We start from the raw sequence: 25,842 nt of genomic DNA on the forward strand, positions 1-25,842 counted from the left end.
GTTCATGACGACGTGCTTTAGGCCGGCCAAACACATCCAACAGAACAAACCGGGCGCTTGCATCAGCCAAATCGCCAGCCCAAGGGAGGGGCTGACGATGGCTCAGCCGCGTTGGGTCAGCCGCGTCGGGGGTCGGCGGGGTAGACGCCGAGGATTTTCACTTCGGTGGTGAAATAATCCAGCTCGTCCAGCGCGCGGGCCACGGCGGCGTCTTCGGGGTGGCCTTCGATATCGGCATAGAACTGGGTCGCGGTGAAGGTGTCGCCGACCATGTAGCTTTCCAGCTTGGTCATGTTGATGCCATTGGTCGCAAAGCCGCCCATCGCCTTGTAGAGCGCGGCGGGGATGTTGCGGACCTGGAACACAAAGCTGGTGATCATGCCGTGATCGCCGCGCTCGCTGTGATCGGGATCGCGGGACATGACGACGAAACGGGTGGTGTTGTTGCCCTCGTCCTCGATGTCGCGGGCGAGCACCTCGAGACCGTAGATCTCGCCGGCCAGCTCGCTCGCCAGAGCGGCGCGGTGGGGCAGCGCATCCTCGGCCACCTGACGCGCCGAGCCGGCGGTGTCGGCGCCGGTGACGCGGCGGATGTTGTGCTTGGCGAGGAAGTTGCGGCATTGGCCCAAGAGCATCGTGTGGCTCATCGCCTCGCGCACCTCTGAGAGCGGCACGCCGGGCAGCGCCATCAGCGCGATGCGCACCCGCACGAAGGCCTCGTTGATGATATGGAGACCGGATTCGGGCAGCAGATGGTGAATATCGGCGACCCGACCGAAGGTCGAGTTTTCCACCGGCAGCATCGCCAGCTCGGCCTCGCCCGAGCGCACGGCCTCGATCGCATCCTCAAAGGTGCGGCAGGGCAGCGGCGTCATATCGGGGTAGGTGTCGCGGCAGGCCTGGTGCGAATAGGCACCCAGTTCGCCCTGAAAGGCTATGGTTCCGGTCATGGCGGTCTCTTGATTGTTGCAGCCCGGGGTCGGGCAATTCGTCGCGCAAACTATACCTTGCACCCGGCTAGGGGAAGCGGATAGATACCCCGCAACAGATATGCAATGGAAGCGGGCCAATGTTCGATACTATGACATTCACCAAGATCCTCGGCGGGTTTTGCGGAGCTTTCCTGATTTTCCTGCTGGGGAAATGGGCGGCCGAGACGATCTATCACACCGGCGGTGGCCATGGTGAGGGCGAGCACGCCCAAGGCTATGCCATCGAAGTGGCGAGCGCCGAAGACGCAGGTGGCGGCGAAGACGGCCCCTCTTTCGAAGAGCTGATGGCCTCGGCCGATGCCAGCAAGGGCGCGAAAGTCTTTGGCAAGTGCAAAGCCTGTCACAAGCTCGAAGATGGTGCGAATGCGACCGGTCCTTATCTCTACGGTGTTGTGGGCCGTGCCGTGGCCTCGGCCGATGGCTTTGGCTATTCCGGGTCGCTCAAGCCGGTGGCCGACACCTGGACGCCTGAGAACCTGAACCATTTCCTCGAGAGCCCCAAAGGCTTTGCCCCGGGCACGACGATGAGCTTTTCCGGTCTGAAAAAGGCCGAGGATCGCGCCAACCTGATCGCCTATCTCGAAAGCGTCGGTGGCTGATCGGTCGCCTCGGAGACCTGAGTGTTTGAGAACCGCCCGGCCTGCACGCCGGGCGGTTTTTTCTTGGGCCAATAGGGTGATACTTGCCGATCGGGGCGGTGACAGGGGGAATGTCGCTTGATTGTCCCTAGGTCACGGATTTAGCTTGCAAAGACAGTGACTGAGGCCAAATCAATCCCCAAAGGGAGGAAAGTTCATGACGGCATCGACAAACGCGCTCACAGGGGCCCGGAGTATGGGGCGGACTTGGGTGGCGAGGGGGCTTGGCGCCGCGATGCTGGGGATTGGGGTCTTCCTTGCCGGGGGTCATGCGGGGAGCATGGCGCAGGCGCAGAGCGCGGATGCCGCCGCCGAGACATCAGAGGCCTCTGAGGTCGAGATCATCAAGACCCATGGCTATTCCTATTTCGGCAATCTGAGCTATCCGGCGGATTATCCGCATTTCAACTACGTCAATCCCGACGCGCCCAAGGGCGGCGAGATTTCCCTCGCCCTGAGCGGCACGTTTGATTCGATGAACCCCTATACGCGGCTGGGCCGGGCCGGGGCGCTGTCGACGGTGATGTATGAGAGCCTGCTGGGTCAGGTGCTGGCCGGCAGCGGTGCCTTGCCCGCCGATCAGGAAGACGAGATGTACGGGCTCTTGGCCGAGAGCCTCGAATATCCGGTGACCAAGGATTGGGTGATCTTTCACATGCGCCCCGAGGCGCGGTTTTCCGACGGCACGCCGGTCACCGCCCATGATGTGGCCTTCAGCCACAATCTGCTGCTCGATCAGGGGCTCAAATCCTATGCGGAGGCGGTGCGCAAACGCATCCCCAAGGTCGAGGTTCTCGACGATCACACGATCAAGTTCTACTTTGCCGAAGGCATCTCGCGGCGCAGCCTGATCGATCAGGTCGGCACGGTGCCGGTCTGGTCCAAGGCCTGGTACGAGGAGACCGGCGCGCGGCTCGACGAATCGCGGATGGAGATTTCGCCGGGCTCGGGGCCCTATATGCTCGAAGAGGCCGATCCGCCGCGGCGCATCACCTACAAGCGCAACCCGGACTATTGGGGCTGGGACCTGCCGATCAACAAGGGCCGGCATAATTTCGACCGTATCCGGCTCGATTATTTCGGCAATTCCGACAGCGCCTTTGCCGCGTTCCGGGCGGGCGAGGTGACCTTCCGCACCGAGAGCGACGCCAAGCAATGGGCGAGCTTTTACGATTTCCCGGCGATCGAGAAGGGCTGGGTCAAGCGCGAGGAGCTGGCCAATGGGCAGCCGCCGGCGATGACGGGCATCGTGTTCAACCTCGGGTCGGACGTGTTCAAAGACCGTCGGGTGCGCGAGGCGGTGGCGCTGGGGTTCAATTTCGAATGGACCAATAAATCGCTCAACTTCGGTCTCTATGAACAGCAGCGGTCCTTTGCGACCGGCACCCATCTCGAGGCGCAGGGCGTGCCCGAGGGCGAGGAAAAGGCGTTTCTCGAAGGGTTAGCGGCCGAACTGCCCGAGACGGTGCTGACCGAGGCGCCCTGGGAGCCGCATGTGTCGGACCCGGATCGGCTCGTCACCCGCAAGACCCTGCGGCAGGCGATGAAGCTCTTGGATGAGGCGGGCTGGCCCGTGGGGGCGGATGGCAAGCGTCAGAACGCCAAGGGCGAGCCGCTGCGCATTGATTTCCTGGCCTCGGCCAATGCCGATGCGAGCGACCGGGCGCTGGCGGAAAACTATATCTCGAACCTCGAGAAGATGGGGATCGATGCGCGGCTCGAGATTGTCGATGCGGCGCAATACACCAAACGCGAGCGGGACCGGGATTATGATCTGGTCTTTGACGGCTATCCGGCGCTCACCGGCACTGGCACCGGGCTGGCCCAGCGCTTTGGCTCGGAGGCGGCGGAATATTCGCTCTTTAACCCGGCGGGGCTTGCCAGTCCGGTGGTCGATGAGATCATCGAGAAATCGCTGCTCACTGAGAGTCAGGAAGAAGAAGACATGACCGTGCGCGCCCTCGACCGGGTGCTGCGGCATGAGTTCTTTGTCCTGCCCACCGGCTATGCGCCCGATTACTGGGTCGCCTATTGGGATATGTATGGCCATCCCGAGCCGCAGCCGCCCTATGCGCTGGGGGCGCTCGATTTCTGGTGGTATGATGCGGAGAAGGCCGCGGCGCTCAAGTCCGCTGGCGCAGTGAGGTAAGCCGCCAATGGGGGCCTATATTCTTCGCAGGCTGTTGCTGATCATTCCGACGCTTCTCGGGATCATGGTCATCAACTTTGCCTTGGTGCAATTCGTCCCCGGCGGGCCGGTGGAGCAGATCATCGCCAATATGCAGGGCGAGGGTGACGCGTTTTCGAGCATCTCCGGCGGGGCGGGGGACACCACCACCACGGCGGGCGAGTTCGAGAACGAAGGCTATCTCGGTGCACGCGGTCTGCCGCCCGAGTTCATCAAGGAGCTCGAGGCGCAGTTCGGTCTCGACAAACCGCCGCTCGAGCGGTTCCTCAATATGATGTGGAACTACATGCGGTTCGATTTCGGCGAGAGCTATTTCCGCAAAGTGTCGGTGACCGATCTGGTGCTGGAAAAGCTGCCGGTGTCGATCACGCTCGGCCTGTGGTCGACGCTTTTGGCCTATCTCATTTCGATCCCTCTCGGCATTCGCAAGGCGGTGCATGATGGATCGCGCTTTGACACCTGGACGAGCGGCGTGATCATCGCGGCCTATGCCATCCCGTCCTTTCTGTTCGCGGTGCTGTTGCTGGTGCTCTTTGCCGGGGGCAGTCATTGGCAGATATTCCCGCTGCGTGGGCTGACTTCGGACAATTTCGAAGAGCTGACCCTCCTGGGCAAGGTGGGCGATTACCTGTGGCATATCGTGCTGCCGGTGACCGCCATGCTGATCGGCAGTTTCGCGACGCTGACCCTGCTCACCAAGAACAGCTTTCTCGACGAGATCAAGAAACACTATGTGATGACGGCGCGGGCCAAGGGGCTTAGCGAGAGCCGGGTCATGTATGGCCATGTCTTTCGCAATGCGATGCTCATTGTGATCGCGGGCTTTCCGGCGGTGTTCATCGGCGTGTTTTTTGGCGGCAGCCTTCTCATCGAGACGATCTTCACGCTCGATGGGCTGGGGCGGCTTGGCTATGAGGCGGCGGTGGGGCGTGACTATCCGGTGATGTTCGGCACGCTGTTCATCTTTGGCCTGATCAGCCTCGTGGTCGGCATTCTCAGCGACCTGATGTATGTGCTGGTCGATCCGCGCATCGATTTCGACCGGCGGGAGGGATGAGCATGTTCAACCCGTCCCCCCTGACCCGCAGGCGCTGGCGCAATTTCTGCCGCAACCGGCGCGCCTATTGGTCGCTCATCCTGTTCAGCGTGATTTTCTCGATCACGCTGATGGCCGAGTTCGTCGCCAATGACAAACCGATCCTCGTGCAATATCGCGGCGAGTACCGGATGCCGATTTTCAAATTCTACCCTGAGACCGCCTTTGGCGGGGATTTCCAGACCGAGGCGATCTATCGTGATCCCGAGGTGGAATGTCTCATCGTCTCGGGCGGGCTTGATGCCTGTTTCGACGACCCGGAAGGGGTGATCGAGGACGCGCAGGATGGCGAGGTCGCGGGCGAGGCGATCGAGAAGGGCTGGACGCTCTGGCCGATCATTCCCTATTCCTACGATACGGCGGTGGACCGGCCCGGCGCGGCGCCTTTGCCGCGCAATAGCGAAAATTGGCTCGGCACCGATGACACCAAGCGCGATGTCATGGCGCGGGTGATCTATGGCTTTCGCCTGTCGGTGCTGTTCGCGCTGATCGTCACCGCGCTGTCGACGGTGATTGGCGTGCTGGCCGGGGCGGTGCAGGGCTATTTCGGCGGGTGGGTCGATCTGGTGTTTCAGCGGGCGATCGAAATCTGGAGCTCGACCCCGCAGCTCTATGTGATCATCATCCTGTTTTCGATCCTGCCGCGAAGTTTCTGGCTCTTGGTGGGGATCACCGTGCTCTTTGGCTGGATGGCGCTGGTGGGGGTGGTGCGGGCCGAGTTCCTGCGCGCCCGCAACCTCGAATATGTGCGCGCGGCCAAGGCGCTCGGTGTTGGGAACCTGCGCATCATGATGCGCCATATGCTGCCCAATGCGATGGTGGCGACGCTCACCATGCTGCCCTTTATCATCACCGGCACGATTGCCCTTTTGGCAATGCTCGATTTCCTTGGCTTCGGTCTGCCGAGCTCGGCCCCGAGCCTCGGCGAGTTGACCCGCCAGGCGCAGTTTAACCTGCAGGCGCCCTGGCTCGCCTTTACCGCCTTTTTCACCTTTGCCATCATGCTGTCGCTTCTGGTCTTCATCTTTGAAGGCGTGCGGGATGCGTTTGACCCGAGGAAGACATTCGAATGAGCCTTCTGAAGGTCCGCGATCTCTGCATCAGCTTTTCTCAGGATGGGCAGCGCAAGGCCTGTGTGCATGGCGTGTCCTTCGATGTCGACCGGGGCGAGACCGTGGCGCTGGTTGGCGAAAGCGGCTCGGGCAAGTCGGTGACGGCGCTGAGCACCGTGTCGCTGCTCGGCGGGTCGGCCCATGTCGGTGGCTCGGTCACCTATGACGGGCAGGAGATGATCGGCGCCAGCGAGAAGCTCTTGCGGCAGGTGCGCGGCAACGACATCAGCTTTATCTTCCAAGAGCCGATGACCTCGCTCAACCCGCTGCACACGCTGGAAAAGCAATTGGCGGAGAGCCTTGAGCTGCATCAGGGGATCACGGGCGCAGCGGCGCGGGCGCGGATTGTCGAGCTGCTCACCCGGGTTGGCATTCGCGACCCGGAAACGCGGCTCTCGGCCTATCCCCATCAACTCTCGGGGGGTCAGCGGCAGCGGGTGATGATCGCCATGGCGCTCGCCAACAAGCCCGATATCCTTATCGCGGACGAGCCGACCACGGCGCTCGATGTGACCATTCAGGCGCAGATTCTCGAGCTGCTGGCCGAGCTCAAGCGCGAAGAGAACATGGGACTTTTGTTCATCACCCATGATCTGGGCATTGTCAGCCGCATCGCCGACCGGGTTTGCGTGATGAAGGATGGCCGCATCGTCGAGCATGGGCCGACGCGCGAGGTGTTCGACGCGCCGCAGCATCCCTATACGCAAAAGCTATTGGCGGCGCGGGCGGCGGGGCGGCCCGAGCCGGTGGCCGAGAACGCGCCCGAGATCGTGCGGGCCGACAATCTGCGGGTCTGGTTCCCGATCCAGAAGGGCCTGCTCAAACGCACGGTGGGCCATGTGAAGGCGGTCAATGACGCGTCTCTTTCGGTGCGGGCGGGCGAGACGCTGGGTGTCGTGGGCGAGAGCGGGTCCGGCAAGACCACGCTCGCCATGGCGATCATGCGGTTGATCAGCTCGGAGGGCGGGTTGCGCTTTCTCGGGGAGGATATGCGAAAATGGTCGACGCGGGCGCTGCGGCGGCATCGCAAGGATATGCAGATCGTGTTTCAGGACCCGTTCGGCAGCCTCAGCCCGCGGATGACCTGTGCCCAGATCATCGCCGAGGGGCTCGGCGTGCATGGCAATCCGGATGGCCGTCCCGAGCGCGAGCTGGTGGCCGAGGTGCTGCGCGAGGTCGAACTGCCCGAGGACAGCATGGACCGGTTTCCGCATGAGTTTTCCGGCGGGCAGCGGCAGCGGATCGCGATCGCGCGGGCGATGATCCTGCGGCCCAAGCTGGTGGTGCTGGACGAGCCGACCTCGGCGCTCGATATGACGGTGCAGGTGCAGATTGTCGATCTGCTGCGCCGGTTGCAGCAGAAATACGGGCTGGCCTATCTGTTCATCAGTCACGACCTTAATGTGGTGCGTGCCATGAGCCACAAGATCATGGTGATGAAACAGGGCGATGTGATTGAGGCGGGGTCGGCTGAGGAGCTGTTCGAGCGTCCCCAGACCGACTATGCCAAGAGCCTGTTGCAGGCGGCGATGGAGCGTGACGGCTGATCAGTCGCGACGGCGGCCTTCGGTATGCGCGACCAGTTCAGCCTCGCGGCGGTCGTCAAAGCGGGTGCGCCGGCCCCAGTGGTTGTAGCTTTGCGGCTGCATGCGGGCGGCGGTTCTGAAGCTCTGTGCAAGAATTCCCAACATGGTTTCGATCCTTTTTCTGTGGTTTCCATGGTTGGAATATGCGCCTATCATGGCTATTCTGCTAATCAGCAATAAATCCGATATGTAAGGTTTAATTACATGATAGATTGGCTGACCCTGCCGCCGCTGACCGCGCTGCGTGCCTTTGCGGCCTTTGCGGAGACCGGGTCGGTGATCTCGGCGGGCACCGCGCTCAACGTCAGTCACGCGGCGATCAGCCAGCAGTTGCGGGCGCTCGAGACCCATATGGGCGTGGCGCTGGTGGACCGGAGCGGGCGGGCGATGGCGCTCACTGTCGAGGGGCGACAGCTCGCCTCGGCGCTGCGCACCGGGTTTGGCGCGATTGCGGCTTCGGTCGAGGCGCTCACCGGGGCGGATGCGGCGCGGCCCTTGCATATCGCCACGACGCCGATGTTCGCGGCGGGTTGGCTCATGCCGCAGATGCCGCAGTTTCACGAGGCCCATCCCGGCACCCACCTGATCCTCAGCGCCTCGGCCGAGCTGCAAACGCTCGACCCCGGCGGCATCGACGTGGCGCTGCGCTATGGGGCGGGGGATTGGCCGGGGGTGGAGACGCAGCTTTTGCTGCGCTCGCCCATGTTGCTGGTGGGGGCGCCCAGCCTAGTGGGCGAGGACCCGATCTGCAACCTGTCGGTTCTGGCGCGCTATCCCGTGCTGCAGGATATGGGGCGGTCAGAGGCCAATCTTCTCTTGGAAGAGATGGGGGTGATCGGCCCCTCGGAGGGACCGCCGGCGCGGCGGGTGCAGCTTCCGGGGAATTTGCTTTTGGATGCGGCGCGGGACGGGCAGGGGGTGGCCGTGGTGACGCGCGCCTTTGTCGAGAAGGACCTCGAGGCGGGGCGGCTGCGGCTGCTCTATGAGCATCAGAGCGACAATGGGTATTACATCGTGACGCGGCCGGGCGTGCAGCGCCCGGTGACCAAGACCTTCATCCGTTGGCTGATGGGGCGGGGCGCGGCAGCGGGGGCCGCCTGAGGCCCCTTAGCTGCCGGGATCGACCATGAAGCAGGTGACCTGCTTGGCCTGCAGGCGGCGGCAGGCGAGATCGGCGGTTTCCCGGGTCAGCCCCATGAAATTCGCATCATAGCCGCCGCGCCGTTCCACCACCTTGCGCAGCGCGTCATCCAGCGTGCCAACCTCGCTCAGCGCGGTTTTCAAGAGCACCTTGCGGGCCTTGTACTCGCTCGGATAGCGGCCGACGTTGATGCCCCAGTTGCGCCCGCCGGAGGTCGAGACGCGGGTCACCACCTGCGGTTCCGGCGCGGTTTCGGGCAGCGCCGCGAGCACCAGATCCTTGGGCCGGGCGGCGGGTTTCACGCTCACCAGAACGGGGTCGGGCAGCTCGATATCAGTGACCGGGGTGGCGGCTGCAACGACGGTATCCTCTTGCGGGGCGACCTCGGGCGTTTCGGGCTTGAGCTCGATCGCCTGGGCCAGCGCCTGCTGAATGTCGTCCTGAACCACTGTGGGCAGGGTCGGTGTCGCGGCGACATCGGCCTCGGCCACAAGGGTGGCAGTGTCGGGGGTGTCTGGGACCGGGCGGGCGCTTGGCCGCAGGCTCTTCTTCACAGCGGCGGCAGCGGCGAGGCGCACGGTTTTCGAAGTGCCGCCCGGGGTGCCGTCCGGCGCATCATCCGAGCCGCCGATCTTGCCATAATAGGGCGGGCGTGCGGGTTTGTTGACCGCCACACGGCGCGGCGCGCGCGCGAAGCCCAGATCGAGAAGCTCGGCCACTTCGGCGTTGCGGCTGTGCGAGGAGCGGCCGCCAAAGACGGTGGCGATGATCCGTTCATTGCCACGCTCGGCGCTGGCGACGAGGTTGAACCCGGCGGCGCGGGTGTAGCCCGTCTTGATGCCATCGGCGCCCTTGTAGGCGCTCAGCAGGCGGCGGTTGGTGTTCGACACGCTGCGCACGCCCGCGTCGGTTTCGACCCGCGAGAAGAGATTGTAATATTCGGGGAAGTCATAGAACAGGTGCCGCCCGAGCGTCGTCATGTCCCGCGCGGTCGACAGATGGCCGTCCTCGGTCAGGCCATGGGCGTTCTTGAAGGTGGTGCGCGTCATGCCCAGCGCCTTGGCGGTGCGGGTCATGCGGCGGGCAAACCGGGCCTCGGAGCCCTCGATCGCCTCGCCCAGCGCGGTGGCCGCGTCATTGGCGGATTTGACCGCAGCGGCGCGGATCAGGTAGCGCAGCTTGATCTTCTGGCCGGCCCGGAGCCCCAGTTTCGAAGGCGGTTCGCTCGCCGCGTGGCGCGAGATGGTGATCGTGTCGTCGAGGCTGATCTCGCCGTTTTCCACCGCCTCGAAGACGACATAGAGTGTCATCATCTTGGTCAGGGAGGCCGGGTGAAGCCGGCTGTCAGCGTTTCGTGAATGCAGCACCTCGCCAGACCTTGCGTCGATGACCATGGCTGCATAGGGGGCCGCTGCGGCGCTCAGGGGGACGATCACGACCATCCATAGCGTGGCCAATGCCAGCAATACCCAGCGGAGCGGCTGCCGTTTCCGCGTTTTCATGACTCTGCTCTTCTACTGCCTCGTGCCGCCGATTTTTCGGCTGACTTGTTTTATTGAAATGACGTTAGCACAGGTGGCTCTTCATTTAAAGTATTCATTTTCAACGGTTTTATGGTGAGTTTCGAGCGTTTCCTTCTACATGTAGGGGGTCTGGCGTTGGGCTCTCACCACACCTGCCAATGTGGCGAAAAAGTGTCGGCAGAGATTTGCCGGGCGGCCTGGGCCATCGGCGTGGCGCGTCGCGGGGTAAGCGGGCGTTAACCACAGTCTCAGAAAGCCCCCGGTCGCCGGGGATTGGAGCGAAATTCTTAAACCTTCTTTAGGCGGGCCGCGTCATCCTGATCGCCGGGTAACGCGGAGACTGACATGGTTGCGAAGGGTAGGGCGAAATGGGCGGATATACCGCCGGATCATCAAGATCCTCTGTCATATGCGGTGTCGGCGCGGGACCGGTCGGTGATCGAAATGGTCGATGCGGCGGTGCGCCACAAGCAGGTCATGCTGGCCTATCAGCCGGTGGTGCCGGCGCAGAATGTGGATCACGTGGCCTTTTACGAGGGGTTGGTGCGGATCCTGGATGAAACCGGCCGGATTATCCCCGCGCGCGAGTTCATTGATGCGATCGAGACCACGGAAACCGGGCGGATCGTGGATTGTCTGGCGCTGGAAAAGGGCATGCTGACCCTGGCCGAACACTCGGATCTGCGGCTGTCGATCAATATGTCGGCGCGGTCCATCGGCTATCCGCGCTGGATGCAGGCGCTCGAACGCGGGATGCGCCGCGATCCGACGGTGGCGGAGCGTCTTATCCTCGAGATCACCGAAAGTTCGGCCATGGTGGTGCCCGAGCTGGTGACCGGATTCATGGAGAAGCTGCAGCATAAAGGGGTGAGCTTTGCGCTCGATAATTTCGGCGCGGGCTATACCTCCTTTCGCTATCTCAAGCAGTTCTATTTCGACATTCTCAAGATCGACGGTCAGTTCATTCGCGGCATCGCCCGCGACCCGGACAATCAGGTGCTCACCTCGGCGCTCGCCACGATTGCCAAGCAATTCGACATGTTCACCGTTGCCGAAAGCGTCGAGCGGGCAGAGGATGCGGCCTATCTTCAGGCCATCGGGATCGACTGTCTTCAGGGGTATTTCTATGGGGCGCCGTCGGTGCGCCCGGCCTGGCTCGTCAGGGATGACAGGCGGGTGCGCGCCTGAGCCGCGCCAGCGTGACGTTGCTGCGTTGCAATGGCTGGGCTACATTTCCCGAGAACCGGGGGGGAATCATGCCTGGGCGCGTCTCTGCGCCCGGATCCTGTCCGGCCAGAACTTTTTAGGTGGGGACATACTCTATGACTAATGTTGTGATCGCTTCGGCTGCGCGGACGGCCGTGGGTTCGTTCGGCGGATCTTTTGCCAATACTCCTGCGCATGATCTCGGCGCAGCCGTGCTGAGTGCCGTGTGCGAACGTGCGGGCGTCGATAAGGGCGACGTGTCGGAAACGATCCTCGGTCAGGTGCTGACCGCAGGCCAAGGCCAGAACCCGGCGCGTCAGGCGCATGTGAATGCAGGTCTGCCCATCGAGAGCGCCGCCTGGGGCATCAACCAGGTCTGTGGCTCGGGTCTGCGGGCCGTGGCGCTGGGCGCACAGCATATCATGCTCGGCGATGCCAAGATCGTGGCGGCCGGTGGTCAGGAAAACATGACGCTCAGCCCCCATGTCGCGCATCTGCGCGCGGGCCATAAGATGGGCGATGTGAAATATATCGACTCGATGATCCGTGACGGTCTTTGGGATGCGTTCAACGGCTATCACATGGGTCAAACCGCCGAAAACGTTGCCGAGAAATGGCAGATTAGCCGCGAGCAGCAGGATGAATTCGCGCTCGCCAGCCAGAACAAGGCCGAAGCGGCGCAGAAGGCCGGCAAGTTCGACGATGAGATCGTGCCCTTTACCGTATCGACCCGCAAAGGCGACATCGTGGTGGATAAGGACGAATATATCCGCCATGGCGCGACGCTCGAGGCGATGCAGAAGATGCGCCCCGCCTTTACCAAGGACGGCTCGGTCACCGCGGCCAATGCCAGCGGCCTCAACGATGGGGCGGCAGCGACCCTGCTGATGAGCGCGGAAGAGGCCGAGAAACGCGGCATCACCCCGCTGGCGCGGATCGTGTCCTATGCGACCGCCGGTCTCGACCCGGCGATCATGGGCGTGGGCCCGGTCAACGCCTCGCGCAAGGCGCTCGAGAAAGCCGGCTGGAAAGCCAGCGACCTCGATCTGGTGGAGGCGAACGAAGCCTTTGCCGCCCAGGCCTGCGCGGTCAACAAAGAGATGGGCTGGGACCCTGAGGTGGTGAACGTCAATGGTGGCGCCATCGCCATCGGTCACCCGATCGGGGCCTCGGGCTGTCGCGTGCTCAACACGCTGCTGTTTGAAATGCAGCGCCGCGACGCCAAGAAGGGCCTTGCCACGCTTTGCATCGGTGGCGGCATGGGCGTCGCCCTCTGCGTCGAGCGGGGCTAAGCCCGCGCGGTCTGAACGACAGAAAGGCGCCTCGCAAGGGCGCCTTTTTTATAGGCATTTATCATTCTGTCACAAAAAGATGCCAAAAATAGCTGCGCTGCGGCAATTTTATTTCGGTAATAATATTGCGCATTCGGAGCGGTAAGGATAACCAAGTTACAAAGGTAACTGAGTCTACAGGAGAGTAACATGACCAGAACAGCCCTCGTCACCGGTGGCAGCCGCGGTATTGGTGCCGCCATTTCCAAGGCTCTGAAGGCCGAAGGCCACACAGTGGCCGCCACCTATGCAGGCAATGACGAGGCCGCCGCTGCCTTTACCAAGGAAACCGGCATCCAGACCTACAAATGGAATGTCGCGGATTACGAGGAGAGCGCCGCGGGCATCGCCAAGGTCGAAGCCGATCTCGGCCCGATCGACATCGTCGTGGCAAACGCCGGCATCACCCGCGATGCGCCGTTCCACAAGATGACCCCCGATCAGTGGAAAGAGGTGATCGACACCAACCTGACCGGCGTCTTCAACACCGTGCACCCGGTCTGGCCCGGCATGCGCGAGCGCAAGTTCGGGCGGGTCATCGTCATCAGCTCGATCAACGGGCAGAAGGGGCAGTTCGCGCAGGTGAACTATGCCGCGACCAAGGCGGGCGATCTGGGCATCGTGAAATCGCTGGCGCAGGAAGGCGCGCGCGCGGGCATCACCGCCAACGCCATCTGCCCCGGCTATATCGCCACCGAAATGGTCATGGCGGTGCCAGAGAAGGTGCGCGAGTCGATCATCGCACAGATCCCGGCGGGCCGTCTTGGCGAGCCGGAAGAGATCGCACGCTGTGTGGCCTTCCTCGCCTCGGACGATTCGCAATTCATCAACGGGTCGACGATTTCGGCCAACGGGGCGCAGTTCTTCGTCTGAGCCTGCGCAGAGGCAGGAATGGCAAGGGCCGGTCGTGGAGGCGACCGGCCCTTTTCCCTTGTGGCGGCGTGTAACGGTCGCGGAAGGGGTTGGGTGTTCAGCGACGCCCGAAGAGGCGCTGCCAGAGGTCCCGGATCAGATCGCCGCGGGCATCATGGGCGCGGGTATAGGCGCTACGGGTTTTGCGATCGGATGCAATTTCAAACATCTAAACTCTCCTCAGATTGGTAAACTTGAACTGTAGCAAATATGCGCCTTATGAACCTTGGCGACAAACGAGAGTTTCTATTTGTTCAGTTAAGCTGTATTTAACTGAAATGGCTGACCGTCTTCCTCCCCTGACCGCCCTGCGTGCCTTTGAGGCCGCCGCCCGGCATATGTCCTTTCAACGCGCGGCAGGGGAATTGCACGTGACCCCGGCGGCGCTTTCCTTTCAGATCAAATCGCTCGAAGAGCATCTTGGCGCGCCGCTGTTTCATCGGCTCAATCGGGCGGTAGAGCTGACCGAGGCGGGGCGGGCGCTGGCCCCCGGGGCGCGGGACGGGTTCGAAATGCTGGAGGTGGCGTGGCGGGCGGCGCGGCGGATCACCGATCATATGTCGCTGACGGTGACGGCGGGCCCGGCCTTTACCGCGATCCTGCTGGCGCCGCGGCTCTATAGCTTTGCGCAGGCGCATCCCGAGATCGAGCTGCGGCTGAGCGCCGGGCTGTCGCTGGTCGAGTTGACCCATAGCGATGTGGATGTGGCGATCCGCTTTGGCTATGGGCCGGATGGGCCGGAGCTCTTTTCAGAGCCGTTCCTGCAGGAATGGGCGACGCCGATGATGTCGCCTGCGCTGGCGGCGGAGTTTGGCACAGGTGAGGGGATGGCGGAGGTGCCGCTCATCCATCAAGACGACATCCGGTTCCTGAGCCCGGCGGTCGATTGGCCTGCGTGGTTCGCACAGGCCGGCCTGCCCGAGCGGAACTGGACCGGGCAGCGGTTTTCGCAGGCGGATCATGCGCTTGATGCGGCGCTGTCGGGGGCGGGGGCGGTGCTTGGCCGGGGCAGCCTGACCAATCGGATGCTGCGCGAAGGGCGGCTTGTTGCGCCGTTTCGCATGGCGCTGGCCACCGGGGCGCATTATCGGTTCATCTGCGCAAAAGGGGCCGAGAGCCGGCCCCAGATTGCTGCGTTTCGCGAGTGGATCATGGCCGAGACCGCAATGATTTCGGCGCATGATCGCGATTTCGACATTGTCGAACCGCCCCGGTCCTAACGGGGCAGGCTAGGCCGTCAGGCGGAGATGGACAGACGTTCGATCTCTTCCTTGAGCTTCAGCTTTTGTTTTTTGAGAGAGGCGATTTCCAGATCGTTCGATCCAGGCGCTCGCTGCGCTTCTTCAACTTTCACCGAGAGGTTTTGGTGTTTTTTCTTCAATTCCTCGACATGCGAACTCAGGCTCATTCATGGTCTCCTCTCATCTGAACAACGTGAACGGGATGAGTGCAGCACAGTTTCATATATTTGTCACGCTGCGCGCGCAGCATCTTGCCGCAGGAAACGGTAAGGATTTTAGCGAGCCAGCCCGTCAAACCCGAGGGACGCGCCAGAGCGCAGCACGCAAGCCGTTGCATCCGTGTAATTTTCCCGGTCGCCGGGATGTTCATCCCCAGCGTGCAAAATCCATGGCGCATGCAAGCGAAAATTTGCACGTCCCTCCTTGCGGCCCCGCAACAGGCAGAGCCGGGCCTCGCGTCCGCGCCGTGGCGCGAGGGGGAGAAGTTCGAGGCTGCCGAGATGCGCGGCCATGTGACCGAGCAGATCGGGCAGGCGTTCGGCGCGATGGATGAAGGTGACGCTGCCCCCCGGCGCGGCGCGGCGCGCGGCCATCTCGACCCAGAGCGCGAGCGGCGTGGCCTCGCCCATGGCGGTCTCGCGGCCCTTGTGCTGGGCGGGGCGGCTGGCCTTGCGGTCGAAATAGGGCGGGTTGACCAAAACGTGATCGAAACGGCGCGATTTGATCGCCTCGGGCATGGTGGCGAGATCGCCTTCGATCACCTCGAAGGGCAGACCGTTGGCCGTGGCATTGGCGCGGGCCAGCGCGGCATAATCGGGCTGTAGCTCGAGCCCGGTCACGGCGACACCCGGCACGCGCGCGGCGAGGCAGAGCCCTGCGACCCCGACACCGCAGCCCAGATCAAGCGCTGTTTCACCTTCCCGAGCCGGAACAGAGGCCGCGAGCAGCACCGGATCGACCCCGGCGCGATAGCCCTGAACGGGCTGCGTGATGGTCAGTCGGCCGCCCAGAAACGCGTTCTGGGTGGTCTCAGCCATCGGTGGCAATCCCGTTGTCCTGCAGCGCGCGCTCGGCCCTTGCGTGATCTCGTTCGCGCACCATCAACCGGCGCGGGAATATGCCTATTCCGCCCTCGAGGACGCTCATATTTACGTCCATTTCAAAGCAGTCTATACCCTCGCCCTGAAGCAATGCTTGGGCAAAGGCAATGGTCGCGGGATCGGTGCTACGGAGCAGAAGTTTCATGGGATGACATAAAGGGAGCCATCGGCGAATGTCGAGTGGCGAGACGGATTTACGCATGAGCCTCGATGACGCAGCGACGAAACCGCATGACCGTTTGGCACGTCAATTTGCCCCGAAAATGGAGGCGGTCAACGCGCTGATCCGGGCGCGGATGGCGTCGGAACACGCGCCGCGCATCCCCGAAGTCACGGCGCATCTGGTTGAGGCGGGCGGAAAGCGCCTGCGCCCGATGCTCACCCTCGCGGCGGCGGCGATCTGTGGCTATGAGGGCGACCACGACGAGCGGCTCGCGGCGACGGTCGAATTCATCCACACCGCCACGCTTTTGCATGATGATGTGGTGGATGAGAGCGGTCAGCGCCGGGGGCGGCCGACGGCGAACCTGCTGTGGGACAATAAATCGAGCGTTCTGGTCGGCGATTACCTCTTTTCGCGGTCCTTTCAGCTCATGGTCGAGACCGGATCGCTTCGGGTGCTCGATATTCTCGCCAATGCCTCGGCGACCATCGCGGAGGGCGAGGTGCTGCAGCTGACCGCGTCGCGCGATATTGCGACGACGGAGGCCACCTATCTCCAGGTGGTGCGTGGCAAGACGGCGGCGTTGTTTTCGGCGGCGACCGAAGTGGGTGGGGTGATTGCCGGGGCCTCGGACGAGGTGACCGGGGCGCTTTATGATTATGGGGATGCGCTCGGCATTGCGTTCCAGATTGCCGATGATCTCTTGGATTTCCAAGGCGATAGCGCCAAGACCGGCAAGAATGTCGGGGATGATTTCCGCGAGCGCAAGCTGACCCTGCCGTTGATCAAGGCGATTGCCAAGGCGGATGAGACCGAGCGCGCCTTCTGGCGGCGGACGATTGAGAAGGGCGCGCAGGGCGAGGGTGATCTCGACCATGCGATTGCGCTGTTGCACAAGCATCGCGCGCTCGAAGAGACGCTTGCCGATGCGCAGGGCTGGGCGGCGCGGGCGCAGGCGGCGCTGGCCAAGCTGCCGGCGCATCCGGTGCGCGATATGCTCGGCGATCTGTCGGATTACGTGGTGGCGCGGGTCAGCTAGGCCGGTGGGTTAGCTGGCCTTGTCCTGACGGTCGAGCCAGGCGCGCATCGCGGCCTCGAACTCGCGCGGTTTGTCGGCGTGGAGCCAATGGCCGGCTTCGGGGATTTTCACGAAACGCGCCTGCGGGAAGAGCGCGGTGATGCGCGGCCGATCTTCGCGGCTGACATAGTCGGAGGCGGCCCCGGTGAGGAAAAGCGTCGGACCGGAGAAGCTGCCGCTCATCTCGGGAAACTCCATGATCTTGGGCATTTCACGGGCCAGCGTGTCGAGGTTGAGCACCCAGGATTTCGTTTTCACATCCACCGATTGCAGAAAGAACGGCACCAGCGCCGGATCGTCGATGACCGGCTCGAGGAGCGCCTGCACGTCCGAGCGGCGTTCGATCCCCGACAGGTCAATCCCGCGCATCGCCTCGGCATATTTGAGCTGCGAATGGCCATAGGCCACCGGCGCGATATCGGCGACCGTGAGGCTCGCGATCAGCTCGGGCCGGGTCAGGGCCAGTACCATCGCCGCCTTGCCGCCCATGGAATGGCCCATCACATGCATCGGCGCGCCATGGGCCTCGATCACCTCGGCGAGATCGGCCGCCATGTCCGGATAGCTGTGGCTCTCGGTGCGGGGGCTGGCGCCGTGGTTGCGCTGATCCACCGCCACCACCTGTCGGGCATCCGACAGCCGTTTGGCGATCACGCCCCAATTGCGGGCGGAACCGTAGAGCCCGTGAACGATTAGGAGGGGGCGGGCGGCGGTCGGGGTGCCATGTGTGATCTGGTTCAACATGGGCCCAGCTTTACCGTGTGTCGCAAATCGCGTAAATCGCGGAATATGCGTGGAAGGGATGCAAGATGATCGATCAGGCCGTGTTTGATGCCAGGGTGTCGCGCCTCGAAGACGCGCTGCATAAGAAATGCGGCGTGGGCGGGCGTGATCTGCGGGCCAAGCTGCGGCGGGCGGGTCGGCGGCTGCCGAAACGGGTGCAAAAGGCGGGGCGGATGCTCACCGAGGCGCAGGCGCGGCGCGGCATCCCCAAGCTCTGGCTGCAGGTCGATGGCGAGGAGACGGACCGCGCCTTTGACACGTTTGACCGCCATCTTGAGACGGTGAACCCGGTGGAGCGGCGCAAGGGGCTGGCCCTCGCGCTCACCGGGACGATCGTGTTCAACCTGTTGCTGGTGCTCGGCTTTCTGATCTTTGTTCTGAAGTGGCAAGATCTGATCTGAGCAGCGGCTGGCGGCTCAGCGGGCGGCGGACGACGAAGGTCACCGTGACGAAGGCCACATAGAGCAGCAGATACCACGAGCCGAGTTTGCCCAGGCTCACCAGTTCGAGCCGCGCCTGACCGGAATAGACCCAAGTGCCGGTCATCGTGCCGATATTCTCGGCGATCCAGAGGAAGATGGCCGAGAGAAACGCGGCGAGCGGCAGCGGCATCCAGTAGAGATTGTCGCCGATCCGGTACCAGATCCGCGTCCGCAGAAAGAGCAGCACCGTGGCGGCAAACAGCCCCAACCGGATGTCGGGCAGGAAATGGTGCGAGAAGAAATTCACATAGATCGCCACCGCGAGGACGAGCGTTGTCCAGAACGGCGGGAAGGGGGCGAAGCGCATGTCGAAGACGCGGATCGTCCGGGCCATGAAGCTGCCGACGCTGGCGTACATGAAGCCCGAGAAGAGCGGCACGCCATAGAGCTTCAAAAGCCCCGGTTCGGGATAGGACCAGGACCCGGCATGGACCTTGAAGATTTCCATTGCAGTTCCGGTGAGGTGAAAGAGCAAGATCACCCGCGCCTCTTCCCAGGTTTCGAGCCCGAGCCAGAGAAAGGCCGCCTGAAGCCCGACCGCCACGACGACGAGTAGGTCGTAGCGATAGACCGGCATCGCATCGGACCAGATCGCGCGGGTGCCGATGATGGCGAGCAGCAGGCATATCCCGAAGATCGCCGACCAGCCCATCTTGAGCGCAAACATCACAAGTTCTGCGGCCCAGCCGGGAAGCCGGGCGCGCATCCAGTCGCCGAGCTGGCGTTCTATCCGGCGTGTCGTACTCATGTTCCGGATATGACAAGGGCGGCGCCGGTCTGTCCAGCGCCGCCCTCAAGATCAGGTCGATCTGTGGCCTAACTGTGGCTTAGTGGTTCGGGTAGAGCGGGAAGCGGGCGCACAATTCGGCCACTTCCGCACGGACCTTGGCCTCGACCTCGTCATTGCCATCGGGACCGTTGGCGGCAAGCCCGTCCACCACTTCGACGATCCAGTCGGCGATCTGGCGGAACTCGGCCTCTTTGAAGCCACGGGTGGTGCCGGCGGGGGTGCCGAGACGGATGCCCGAGGTCACCGTGGGCTTTTCCGGGTCGAACGGGATACCGTTCTTGTTGGTGGTGATATGGGCGCGACCGAGGGCCGCGTCGGTGATGTTGCCGGTCACCTTCTTGGGGCGCAGGTCGACGAGCATGACATGGGTGTCTGTGCCGCCGGTGACGATGTCGAGACCGCCCTTGATCAGCTGATCGGCGAGCGCGTCGGCATTGGCGCGCACCTGTTTCATGTATTGTTTGAACTCGGGGCGCAGCGCCTCGCCAAAGGCCACGGCCTTGGCGGCGATCACATGCATCAGGGGGCCGCCCTGGATGCCCGGGAAAATGGCCGAGTTGACCTTTTTGGCGATTGCCTCGTCATTGGTGAGGATCATGCCGCCACGGGGGCCGCGCAGCGTCTTGTGCGTGGTGGTGGTGGCCACATGGGCATGCGGGAAGGGCGAGGGATGTTCGCCTGCCGCGACGAGACCGGCGAAATGCGCCATGTCGACATGCAACAGCGCGCCGACGCTGTCGGCGATCTCGCGCATCTTGGCAAAGTCGATGACGCGCGGGATGGCAGAGCCGCCGGCGATGATCAGCTTGGGCTGGTGTTCTTTGGCCAGCGCTTCGACCTCGTCATAGTCGATCAGATTGTCCTGTTTGCGCACGCCATATTGCACGGCGTTGAACCATTTGCCCGACTGGTTGGGGGCCGCGCCATGGGTCAGGTGACCGCCCGAGGCGAGGTTCATGCCGAGGATCGTGTCGCCGGGCTGCAGCAGCGCCTGGAACACGCCCTGGTTGGCCTGGCTGCCCGAGTTGGGTTGCACGTTGGCAAATTCGCAGCCGAAGAGCTGTTTGGCGCGGTCGATGGCGAGGTTCTCGGCCACGTCGACATATTGGCAGCCACCATAGTAGCGGCGGCCCGGATAGCCTTCGGCGTATTTGTTGGTCATGACAGAGCCCTGGGCCTCCATCACGGCGGCCGAGACGATGTTCTCGCTCGCGATCAGCTCGATCTCGTCGCGCTGACGGCCCAGTTCTTGGGTGATGGCGTCATGCAGCTCGGGGTCGCGCTGGCTCAGGGATTCGGTGAAGAAACCGGAATCGGACATCTGTTATTGCTCCGTCTAACAAGTGCAGTCAGGCGATTTCCTATCGGAAACCACCCGGCCTGTAAGCCTTTATTTCGACAATTGTGCTTGCGACAACGACACTGATGGTGCAGGTCGAGGGGAAGTGGCGCTAATCCGCCCCGGATTGTGCCTATGGGAAACAGGAGCCATGGCCCAATGACCGATCGGATCGCCTTTGTTGCCAGCGATGTCACGAGCGCCAAGCGCGCCCGCACGGTGCTGGCCAAGCGCTATGGCGATGTGCCCGAGGCAGAGGCGGATGTGATCGTGGCGCTGGGGGGCGATGGGTTCATGCTGGCGACGCTGCATCGGACCCAGAGCCTCGATGTGCCGGTCTATGGGATGAACCGGGGCACCGTTGGTTTCCTGATGAATGAATATGGCGCCGAGGACCTTCCGGCGCGGCTCGCGGTGGCGGGGGAAGAGGTCATCAACCCGTTGCGGATGCGGGCGCGGACGACCGATGGGCGCGACTATGAGGCCTTGGCGATCAACGAGGTGTCGCTGTTGCGGGGCGGGCCGCAGGCGGCCAAGCTCAGGATCACCGTGGATGGGCACACGCGGCTCGATGAGCTTGTCTGTGACGGGGCGCTTTTGGCCACGCCCGCAGGCTCAACCGCCTATAATTACAGTGCCCACGGGCCTATCCTGCCTATCGGGTCGGATGTGCTGGCGCTGACCGCGGTGGCGGCGTTTCGGCCGCGGCGGTGGCGGGGGGCTTTGCTGCCGAAAGCGGCCAAGGTGCGGTTCGATGTGATCGAGCCCGACAAGCGCCCGGTGATGGCCGATGCCGACAGCCGGCATGTGGAAAACGTGCTCTGGGTCGAGGTGGCGTCAGAGCCGAAAATCGCCCATCGCATTCTCTTTGATCCCGGTCATGGGCTCGAAGAGCGGCTGCTGCGCGAGCAGTTCGTCTGAGGCATAACCCCCTCGAAAACAGCGCAAAACGGCCTGTCGGTAATGCGTCGGTATTTCGACGGTAAAGCGACAGTGCGCAAAATGGCGCTAATTTAGCCTGAAATCGCGCCATCGGGCCGTGCAGTCCCGCCAATCATCGACGCAGCTTTTCGCCGATCCCCTGCCAAGCCCGGAACTTGCCGAGGGGCTCCGGGTTGATCCCCCGAGAGCATGACGGCTCTCGCGACAAAGTATGATTTTGGAAACGTGTGAAGGAGAGCACCATGAATTGGGATCAAGTCAAAGGCAACTGGAAGCAGATGACCGGTCAGGCCCGTGAACAATGGGGCAAGCTGACCGATGACGACCTGCAAGAGGCCGCGGGCGAGCGCGAGCAGCTCATCGGCAAGCTGCAGGAGAAATACGGCATGGCCAAGGAAGAGGCCGAGCGCGAGGTCGATGACTTCGCATCGCGGATGTAAGTCAAGCCGACCGGCCAAGCCGAGCTGTCCCGCCGAGTGACGCCGTTTTGACACGCAGGCCCGCCCTTTTCGGGGCGGGCCGTTGAATTTCTTTAAAGAAGTGCTAACATCCCTAAAGCCGAGGTGAGGCGCGGCTGTGTATTTTATGAGTGTCGAGCAGCGGAAAAATCCGCCCGTTAAAATCAAAAACAAAAGAACATGCCCGGCCCCGGCGCGCGGAAGATGTGCGAGGGACGTGCTGCAAGGGTAAGAGGCAGAGATGCCGGCATATTTTAGCTACGACAACACGATCCGGGGCACGCAGAGCACCGTGAACGGCAATTCCTTTGCCTATAACGTGGCGCCTGCCAACGGGTCGACATGGCAATGGTCGGGCTCGAGCTTTACCCATACGGTCTACGAACAAGACCCCAACGCCAGCTATTACAACGGCGACCCGACCAACGAAGAGACCCAATCCACCATGCGCGTCGGGCAATCCGGCGAGCAATCGGTCGAGATCGATGGCACGGCGCGGGCGGTCATCTATGATTATACCTTCCGGGTGCGCGATGCGTCCGGCAACACCTATGACGTCGCGGTGATCGACGTCGATCTCAACAATGATGGCGATCTGAATGATACGGGCGAGGACGGGTATTATCTCTTGTTCCTCGGCACGCCGCCGCCGGCCAACACGCCGCTGACCTCGCAGGGCATTGTCGACAACAGCGACAACCGCACCCATGCCAGCATGGGCGGGCAGGCGGTCTGTTTCGCGGCGGGCACGCTGATCCAGACCATCGACGGGCCACGGGCCATCGAGACGCTGCAACCGGGCGACATGATCTTTACCCGCGACGAGGGCTATCAGCCGCTGCGCTGGCTCGGGCAGCGCACGGTGGTCGGCCACGGCAATTTTGCGCCGGTGCTGATCCGCGAAGGCGCGCTGGGCAACAGCCGCGATCTCTGGGTGTCGCCGCAGCACCGGATGCTCATTGCCGACTGGCGGGCCGAGCTCTGGTCCGGCGAGCCGGAGGTTCTGGTGGCGGCCAAGCGATTGGTCAATGACCGCACGATCCTGCGCCAGCCGGTGGCACGGGTCACCTATTGTCACATGCTTTTCGACAAGCATCAGATCGTCATGGCCGAAGGCTGTGCCTCGGAGAGCCTGCACCCGGGGCGTCAGGCGATCCTTGGCCTCTCGGACGAAAGCCGGGCCGAGCTCTTGGCGCTGTTTCCCGAGCTTGATCCAGAGCGCATGGGGCAGGGCGAGCGCGAGACTGCGCGGCCGGTGATCCGTGGGGCGCTGGCCGAGATGATGGGCCAACAGGCGGCCTGAGCGGCGGCGCAAACGGCCAAGACGCGCCCATTGCCGCCGTTTGTAGAAGAACGAGCAGACCGTTCGTGGGGAAACGAGCGGGCGATCTGCGGTGCCTGAGTGCGCCATTTTCACCTTATTTCCGACATTTTTTTGGGCTAGTCAGCTCTGGTAGGCGCTGCTGTTTCCGGCGCTAGGTAACGTGTGAGTGACGATGGCAATCTTTTTTTCCTATTCCCAGGTGATCCGGGGAACCCAATCGACCGTAAACGGGTCGTCGTTTAACTATAGCAACGCTCCGCCAAGCGGCGGGACATGGTCCTATAGCGGCAGCATGTTTCAGACCAATGTCCGCGAGGAGCGCAATGACGCGACTCAGTTCAACGGCGACGCCGACAATGATAACGAAGGCTTTAGCGCCCAGCATAATATCGGCGGCAACAGCCAGCAGACGATGAACATCAACGGTGTCGACCGCGCCGCTATCTATGATTTCAGCTTCACCGTCAGCGATGGCACGACCAGCTATGAGGTGGCGGTCATCGACATCGACCTCGATGGGGATAGCCGATCTGACAGCGCGGGCGAGGATGGCTATTACCTCATTTTCATCGGCACCCCGCCGCCGCCCAATACCAATCTGAACGTGACGCAGTCGATCACGGACAACACCAGCACCCGGGCGCATAGCAATATGGGCGGGCAGGTTGTCTGTTTCCTCAGCGGCACCTTGATCCACACGGCCAAAGGGCCGCGCCCGATTGAAACGCTGCGGCCCGGTGATCTCGTCCAGACCTATGACAATGGCTATCAGCCGCTGATGATGATGGCGATGCGTCGGGTGCCGGGGCGCGGTGCCTTTGCGCCGGTGCGCATCCGCGAAGGCGCTTTGGGCAACAGTCGCGATCTCTGGGTCTCGCCGCAGCACCGCATGCTCTTGTCCGATTGGCAGGTCGAGCTGGCCTTTGGCGAAAGGGAGGTGATCCTGCCCGCGACCTCGCTCGTCGGGCGCAACGGGATCACCCGGCAACCGATGCCCGAGGTTCTCTATTGTCACATGCTGTTCGAGGCGCATCAGATCGTCTTTGCCGAAGGCGCCCCGTCGGAGAGCCTGCATCCCGGGCCGCAGGCGATGGCCGGCATGGCCAAGGAGAGCGTCGCCGAGCTGCGCCGCTTGTTTCAGGATCTCGATCCCAATGATCCGCTCTGTGGCGAACGCTATGGGCCCTTGGCCCGGATGGCGCCGCGAGCGCATGAGGCGCGGGTTTTGCGCTTCAGCTAATCGAATTTTAAGCTAAACATGGTGACCTGTCCCCGATCAGTCGGAGGCAGGCCACCATGCCCATCTATTTCAGCTATGCGCAGACGATTCGCGGCACCCAGACCACCTTGAACGGTGGGTCGGCCAATTATGGGCTCTTTGCGAATGTCGGGGATACCTGGTCCTGGACCGGGAGCATGACCCGAACCAATGTCCGCGAAGAGCGCACTGATGCGACCCAGTTCAATGGCGATCCTGACGCCGATAACGAAGGGTTCGCCGCCCAGCATGACATTGGCGGCAACAGCCAGCAGACGATGAATATCGCCGGTGTCGACCGCGCGGTGATCTATGATTACAGCTTTTCGGTCACCGATGGCACCAACACCTATGAGATCGCCGTGATCGATGCCGATCTCGATGGCGACAGCCGCGCCGACAGCGCTGGTGAGGATGGCTATTACCTGATCTTCATCGGCACGCCGCCGCCGCCCGATACGGTGCTGACCGTCGCTAACGCGCAGGTCCACAACAGCGACACGCGCGCCCATTCCGAGATGGGGGCGCAGGCGGTCTGTTTCATGGCGGGCACCCTGATCGCGACGGATCGCGGGCCGCGCCGGATCGAGACGCTGCAGCCCGGGGACCGGCTGCGCACGCTGGACCATGGCTGGCAACCGCTGCGCTGGCTGGGGCAGATGGAGGTGCTCGGCGTCGGGCGGCTTGCCCCGGTGCGGATCGCGCGCGGGGCGCTGGGCAATGACCGGACGCTCTGGGTGTCGCCGCAGCACCGGATGCTGGTGTCGGATTGGCGGGCCGAGCTGCTGTTCGGCGCGTCAGAGGTGCTGGTGCCCGCCATCGCGCTGGTGGACGGGCAGCAGATCACCCGCGTGTCGCGGCGGGGGGTGAGCTATTGCCATCTTCTCTTCGACCGCCACCAGATCATTCATGCCGAAGGCTGCCTGTCGGAAAGCCTCTACCCCGGCGAGATTGCCCGGGGCGCGCTTGGGCTGGCGGGGCAGCTGGCGCTGCGGCAGGCGCTGCCGGGGCGGGATCTGAGCCCCGAGGCCTATGGCCCGCTGGCGCGCCCGACCCTGCGGGTGCGGGAGGGCGCGCTGCTGCGGCTGCGTGGCTATGCGGCACATGGCAGGGATCGCCGCGGCTGTGCCGCGTAGGCCGGGCCGCTGGGAGGGCCAGG

At 63.2% G+C, this 25,842-nt stretch carries 26 protein-coding genes; 17 read left to right on the forward strand and 9 right to left on the reverse strand.

Annotation, left to right across the window (positions count from 1 at the left end; translation table 11 throughout):
* Positions 1-116: 116 nt before the first annotated feature.
* Positions 117-950 (reverse strand): prephenate dehydratase, encoded by an 834-nt coding sequence (locus tag ISM_RS09320; RefSeq protein ID WP_009813898.1) that lies wholly within the window; start codon positions 948-950, stop codon positions 117-119.
* Positions 951-1,069: 119 nt separating this feature from the next.
* On the opposite strand from ISM_RS09320, the gene ISM_RS09325 reads away from it, so the two are divergent.
* From ISM_RS09325 to ISM_RS09345, 5 genes are all read left to right on the forward strand, one after another.
* Positions 1,070-1,591 carry a c-type cytochrome gene (locus ISM_RS09325; protein WP_009813899.1) on the forward strand — a complete coding sequence of 174 codons (522 nt, stop codon included), beginning with the start codon at positions 1,070-1,072 and terminating at the stop codon, positions 1,589-1,591.
* 196 nt (positions 1,592-1,787) lie between these two features.
* Positions 1,788-3,779 (forward strand): extracellular solute-binding protein, encoded by a 1,992-nt coding sequence (locus ISM_RS09330; RefSeq protein WP_040617987.1) that lies wholly within the window; start codon positions 1,788-1,790, stop codon positions 3,777-3,779.
* Between the two features lie 7 nt (positions 3,780-3,786).
* On the forward strand, positions 3,787-4,875 hold the full coding sequence (locus tag ISM_RS09335) for a microcin C ABC transporter permease YejB (RefSeq protein ID WP_009813901.1): 1,089 nt from the start codon (positions 3,787-3,789) through the stop codon (positions 4,873-4,875).
* A gap of 2 nt (positions 4,876-4,877) precedes the next feature.
* Positions 4,878-5,987 (forward strand): ABC transporter permease, encoded by a 1,110-nt coding sequence (locus ISM_RS09340; RefSeq protein ID WP_040617988.1) that lies wholly within the window; start codon positions 4,878-4,880, stop codon positions 5,985-5,987.
* The gene (locus ISM_RS09345) at positions 5,984-7,573 is read left to right on the forward strand and encodes an ABC transporter ATP-binding protein (RefSeq protein ID WP_009813903.1); all 1,590 of its coding nucleotides are present in this window, start codon (positions 5,984-5,986) and stop codon (positions 7,571-7,573) included. The genes ISM_RS09340 and ISM_RS09345 overlap by 4 nt, the downstream gene beginning before the upstream one ends.
* On the opposite strand, the gene ISM_RS18270 is transcribed toward ISM_RS09345, so the two are convergent.
* Positions 7,574-7,717: a hypothetical protein gene (locus ISM_RS18270; RefSeq protein ID WP_156783360.1), complete on the reverse strand. Its 144-nt coding sequence runs from the start codon at positions 7,715-7,717 to the stop codon at positions 7,574-7,576.
* Positions 7,718-7,816: 99 nt separating this feature from the next.
* On the opposite strand from ISM_RS18270, the gene ISM_RS09350 reads away from it, so the two are divergent.
* The gene (locus ISM_RS09350; RefSeq protein ID WP_009813905.1) at positions 7,817-8,713 is read left to right on the forward strand and encodes a LysR family transcriptional regulator; all 897 of its coding nucleotides are present in this window, start codon (positions 7,817-7,819) and stop codon (positions 8,711-8,713) included.
* Between the two features lie 6 nt (positions 8,714-8,719).
* Here ISM_RS09350 and ISM_RS09355 read toward each other — a convergent pair whose 3' ends face one another.
* Positions 8,720-10,255 carry a D-alanyl-D-alanine carboxypeptidase family protein gene (locus ISM_RS09355; RefSeq protein ID WP_156783361.1) on the reverse strand — a complete coding sequence of 512 codons (1,536 nt, stop codon included), beginning with the start codon at positions 10,253-10,255 and terminating at the stop codon, positions 8,720-8,722.
* Between the two features lie 366 nt (positions 10,256-10,621).
* On the opposite strand from ISM_RS09355, the gene ISM_RS09360 reads away from it, so the two are divergent.
* The 4 genes from ISM_RS09360 (at position 10,622) to gcvA (ending at position 14,945) form a co-directional block, all read left to right on the forward strand.
* A complete protein-coding gene (locus ISM_RS09360) occupies positions 10,622-11,464 on the forward strand; it encodes an EAL domain-containing protein (protein WP_040617989.1) in 843 nt (280 codons plus the stop codon).
* A gap of 134 nt (positions 11,465-11,598) precedes the next feature.
* Entirely contained in the window at positions 11,599-12,774 is a 1,176-nt protein-coding gene (locus ISM_RS09365; RefSeq protein WP_040617990.1) for an acetyl-CoA C-acetyltransferase, read from the forward strand.
* Positions 12,775-12,963: 189 nt separating this feature from the next.
* Entirely contained in the window at positions 12,964-13,686 is a 723-nt protein-coding gene (gene phbB, locus ISM_RS09370; RefSeq protein WP_040617991.1) for an acetoacetyl-CoA reductase, read from the forward strand.
* A 317-nt stretch (positions 13,687-14,003) separates the two neighbouring features.
* Positions 14,004-14,945 (forward strand): transcriptional regulator GcvA, encoded by a 942-nt coding sequence (gene gcvA / locus ISM_RS09375; protein WP_009813911.1) that lies wholly within the window; start codon positions 14,004-14,006, stop codon positions 14,943-14,945.
* A 17-nt stretch (positions 14,946-14,962) separates the two neighbouring features.
* Here the strand turns inward: gcvA and ISM_RS17980 are convergent, their stop codons facing one another.
* From ISM_RS17980 to ISM_RS09385, 3 genes are all read right to left on the reverse strand, one after another.
* On the reverse strand, positions 14,963-15,133 hold the full coding sequence (locus ISM_RS17980) for a YdcH family protein (protein ID WP_009813912.1): 171 nt from the start codon (positions 15,131-15,133) through the stop codon (positions 14,963-14,965).
* Positions 15,134-15,241: 108 nt separating this feature from the next.
* Positions 15,242-16,003, reverse strand: coding sequence for a tRNA1(Val) (adenine(37)-N6)-methyltransferase (locus tag ISM_RS09380; RefSeq protein ID WP_009813913.1), 762 nt, complete (start codon positions 16,001-16,003; stop codon positions 15,242-15,244).
* Entirely contained in the window at positions 15,996-16,211 is a 216-nt protein-coding gene (locus ISM_RS09385) for a putative signal transducing protein (protein WP_009813914.1), read from the reverse strand. The genes ISM_RS09380 and ISM_RS09385 overlap by 8 nt, the downstream gene beginning before the upstream one ends.
* 55 nt (positions 16,212-16,266) lie before the next feature.
* Between ISM_RS09385 and ISM_RS09390 the strand changes: the two genes are divergently transcribed.
* A complete protein-coding gene (locus tag ISM_RS09390) occupies positions 16,267-17,268 on the forward strand; it encodes a polyprenyl synthetase family protein (protein ID WP_009813915.1) in 1,002 nt (333 codons plus the stop codon).
* A 9-nt stretch (positions 17,269-17,277) separates the two neighbouring features.
* On the opposite strand, the gene ISM_RS09395 is transcribed toward ISM_RS09390, so the two are convergent.
* A complete protein-coding gene (locus ISM_RS09395; protein WP_009813916.1) occupies positions 17,278-18,051 on the reverse strand; it encodes an alpha/beta fold hydrolase in 774 nt (257 codons plus the stop codon).
* Positions 18,052-18,116: 65 nt separating this feature from the next.
* Here ISM_RS09395 and ISM_RS09400 point away from each other — a divergent pair, with 65 nt between their 5' ends.
* Positions 18,117-18,491 carry a hypothetical protein gene (locus tag ISM_RS09400; protein ID WP_009813917.1) on the forward strand — a complete coding sequence of 125 codons (375 nt, stop codon included), beginning with the start codon at positions 18,117-18,119 and terminating at the stop codon, positions 18,489-18,491.
* Here the strand turns inward: ISM_RS09400 and ISM_RS09405 are convergent.
* Together ISM_RS09405 and glyA are read right to left on the reverse strand one after the other, a co-directional pair.
* Positions 18,430-19,320, reverse strand: coding sequence for a DUF817 domain-containing protein (locus tag ISM_RS09405; RefSeq protein ID WP_040617992.1), 891 nt, complete (start codon positions 19,318-19,320; stop codon positions 18,430-18,432). The two genes, ISM_RS09400 and ISM_RS09405, sit on opposite strands and share 62 nt — an antisense overlap.
* 79 nt (positions 19,321-19,399) lie before the next feature.
* Positions 19,400-20,683, reverse strand: a complete 1,284-nt coding sequence (gene glyA, locus ISM_RS09410; RefSeq protein WP_009813919.1) for a serine hydroxymethyltransferase — start codon at positions 20,681-20,683, stop codon at positions 19,400-19,402.
* Between the two features lie 177 nt (positions 20,684-20,860).
* Between glyA and ISM_RS09415 the strand changes: the two genes are divergently transcribed.
* The 5 genes from ISM_RS09415 (at position 20,861) to ISM_RS09435 (ending at position 25,819) form a co-directional block, all read left to right on the forward strand.
* Positions 20,861-21,622, forward strand: coding sequence for an NAD kinase (locus ISM_RS09415; RefSeq protein WP_009813920.1), 762 nt, complete (start codon positions 20,861-20,863; stop codon positions 21,620-21,622).
* Between the two features lie 263 nt (positions 21,623-21,885).
* On the forward strand, positions 21,886-22,083 hold the full coding sequence (locus ISM_RS09420) for a CsbD family protein (RefSeq protein ID WP_009813921.1): 198 nt from the start codon (positions 21,886-21,888) through the stop codon (positions 22,081-22,083).
* Positions 22,084-22,342: 259 nt separating this feature from the next.
* Positions 22,343-23,404 (forward strand): Hint domain-containing protein, encoded by a 1,062-nt coding sequence (locus tag ISM_RS09425; protein WP_009813922.1) that lies wholly within the window; start codon positions 22,343-22,345, stop codon positions 23,402-23,404.
* A gap of 313 nt (positions 23,405-23,717) precedes the next feature.
* Positions 23,718-24,665, forward strand: a complete 948-nt coding sequence (locus ISM_RS09430) for a Hint domain-containing protein (protein WP_009813923.1) — start codon at positions 23,718-23,720, stop codon at positions 24,663-24,665.
* Between the two features lie 56 nt (positions 24,666-24,721).
* Positions 24,722-25,819 (forward strand): Hint domain-containing protein, encoded by a 1,098-nt coding sequence (locus ISM_RS09435; protein ID WP_009813924.1) that lies wholly within the window; start codon positions 24,722-24,724, stop codon positions 25,817-25,819.
* Positions 25,820-25,842: the final 23 nt, after the last annotated feature.

Source organism: Roseovarius nubinhibens ISM, from assembly GCF_000152625.1.
Lineage (GTDB): Bacteria > Pseudomonadota > Alphaproteobacteria > Rhodobacterales > Rhodobacteraceae > Roseovarius > Roseovarius nubinhibens.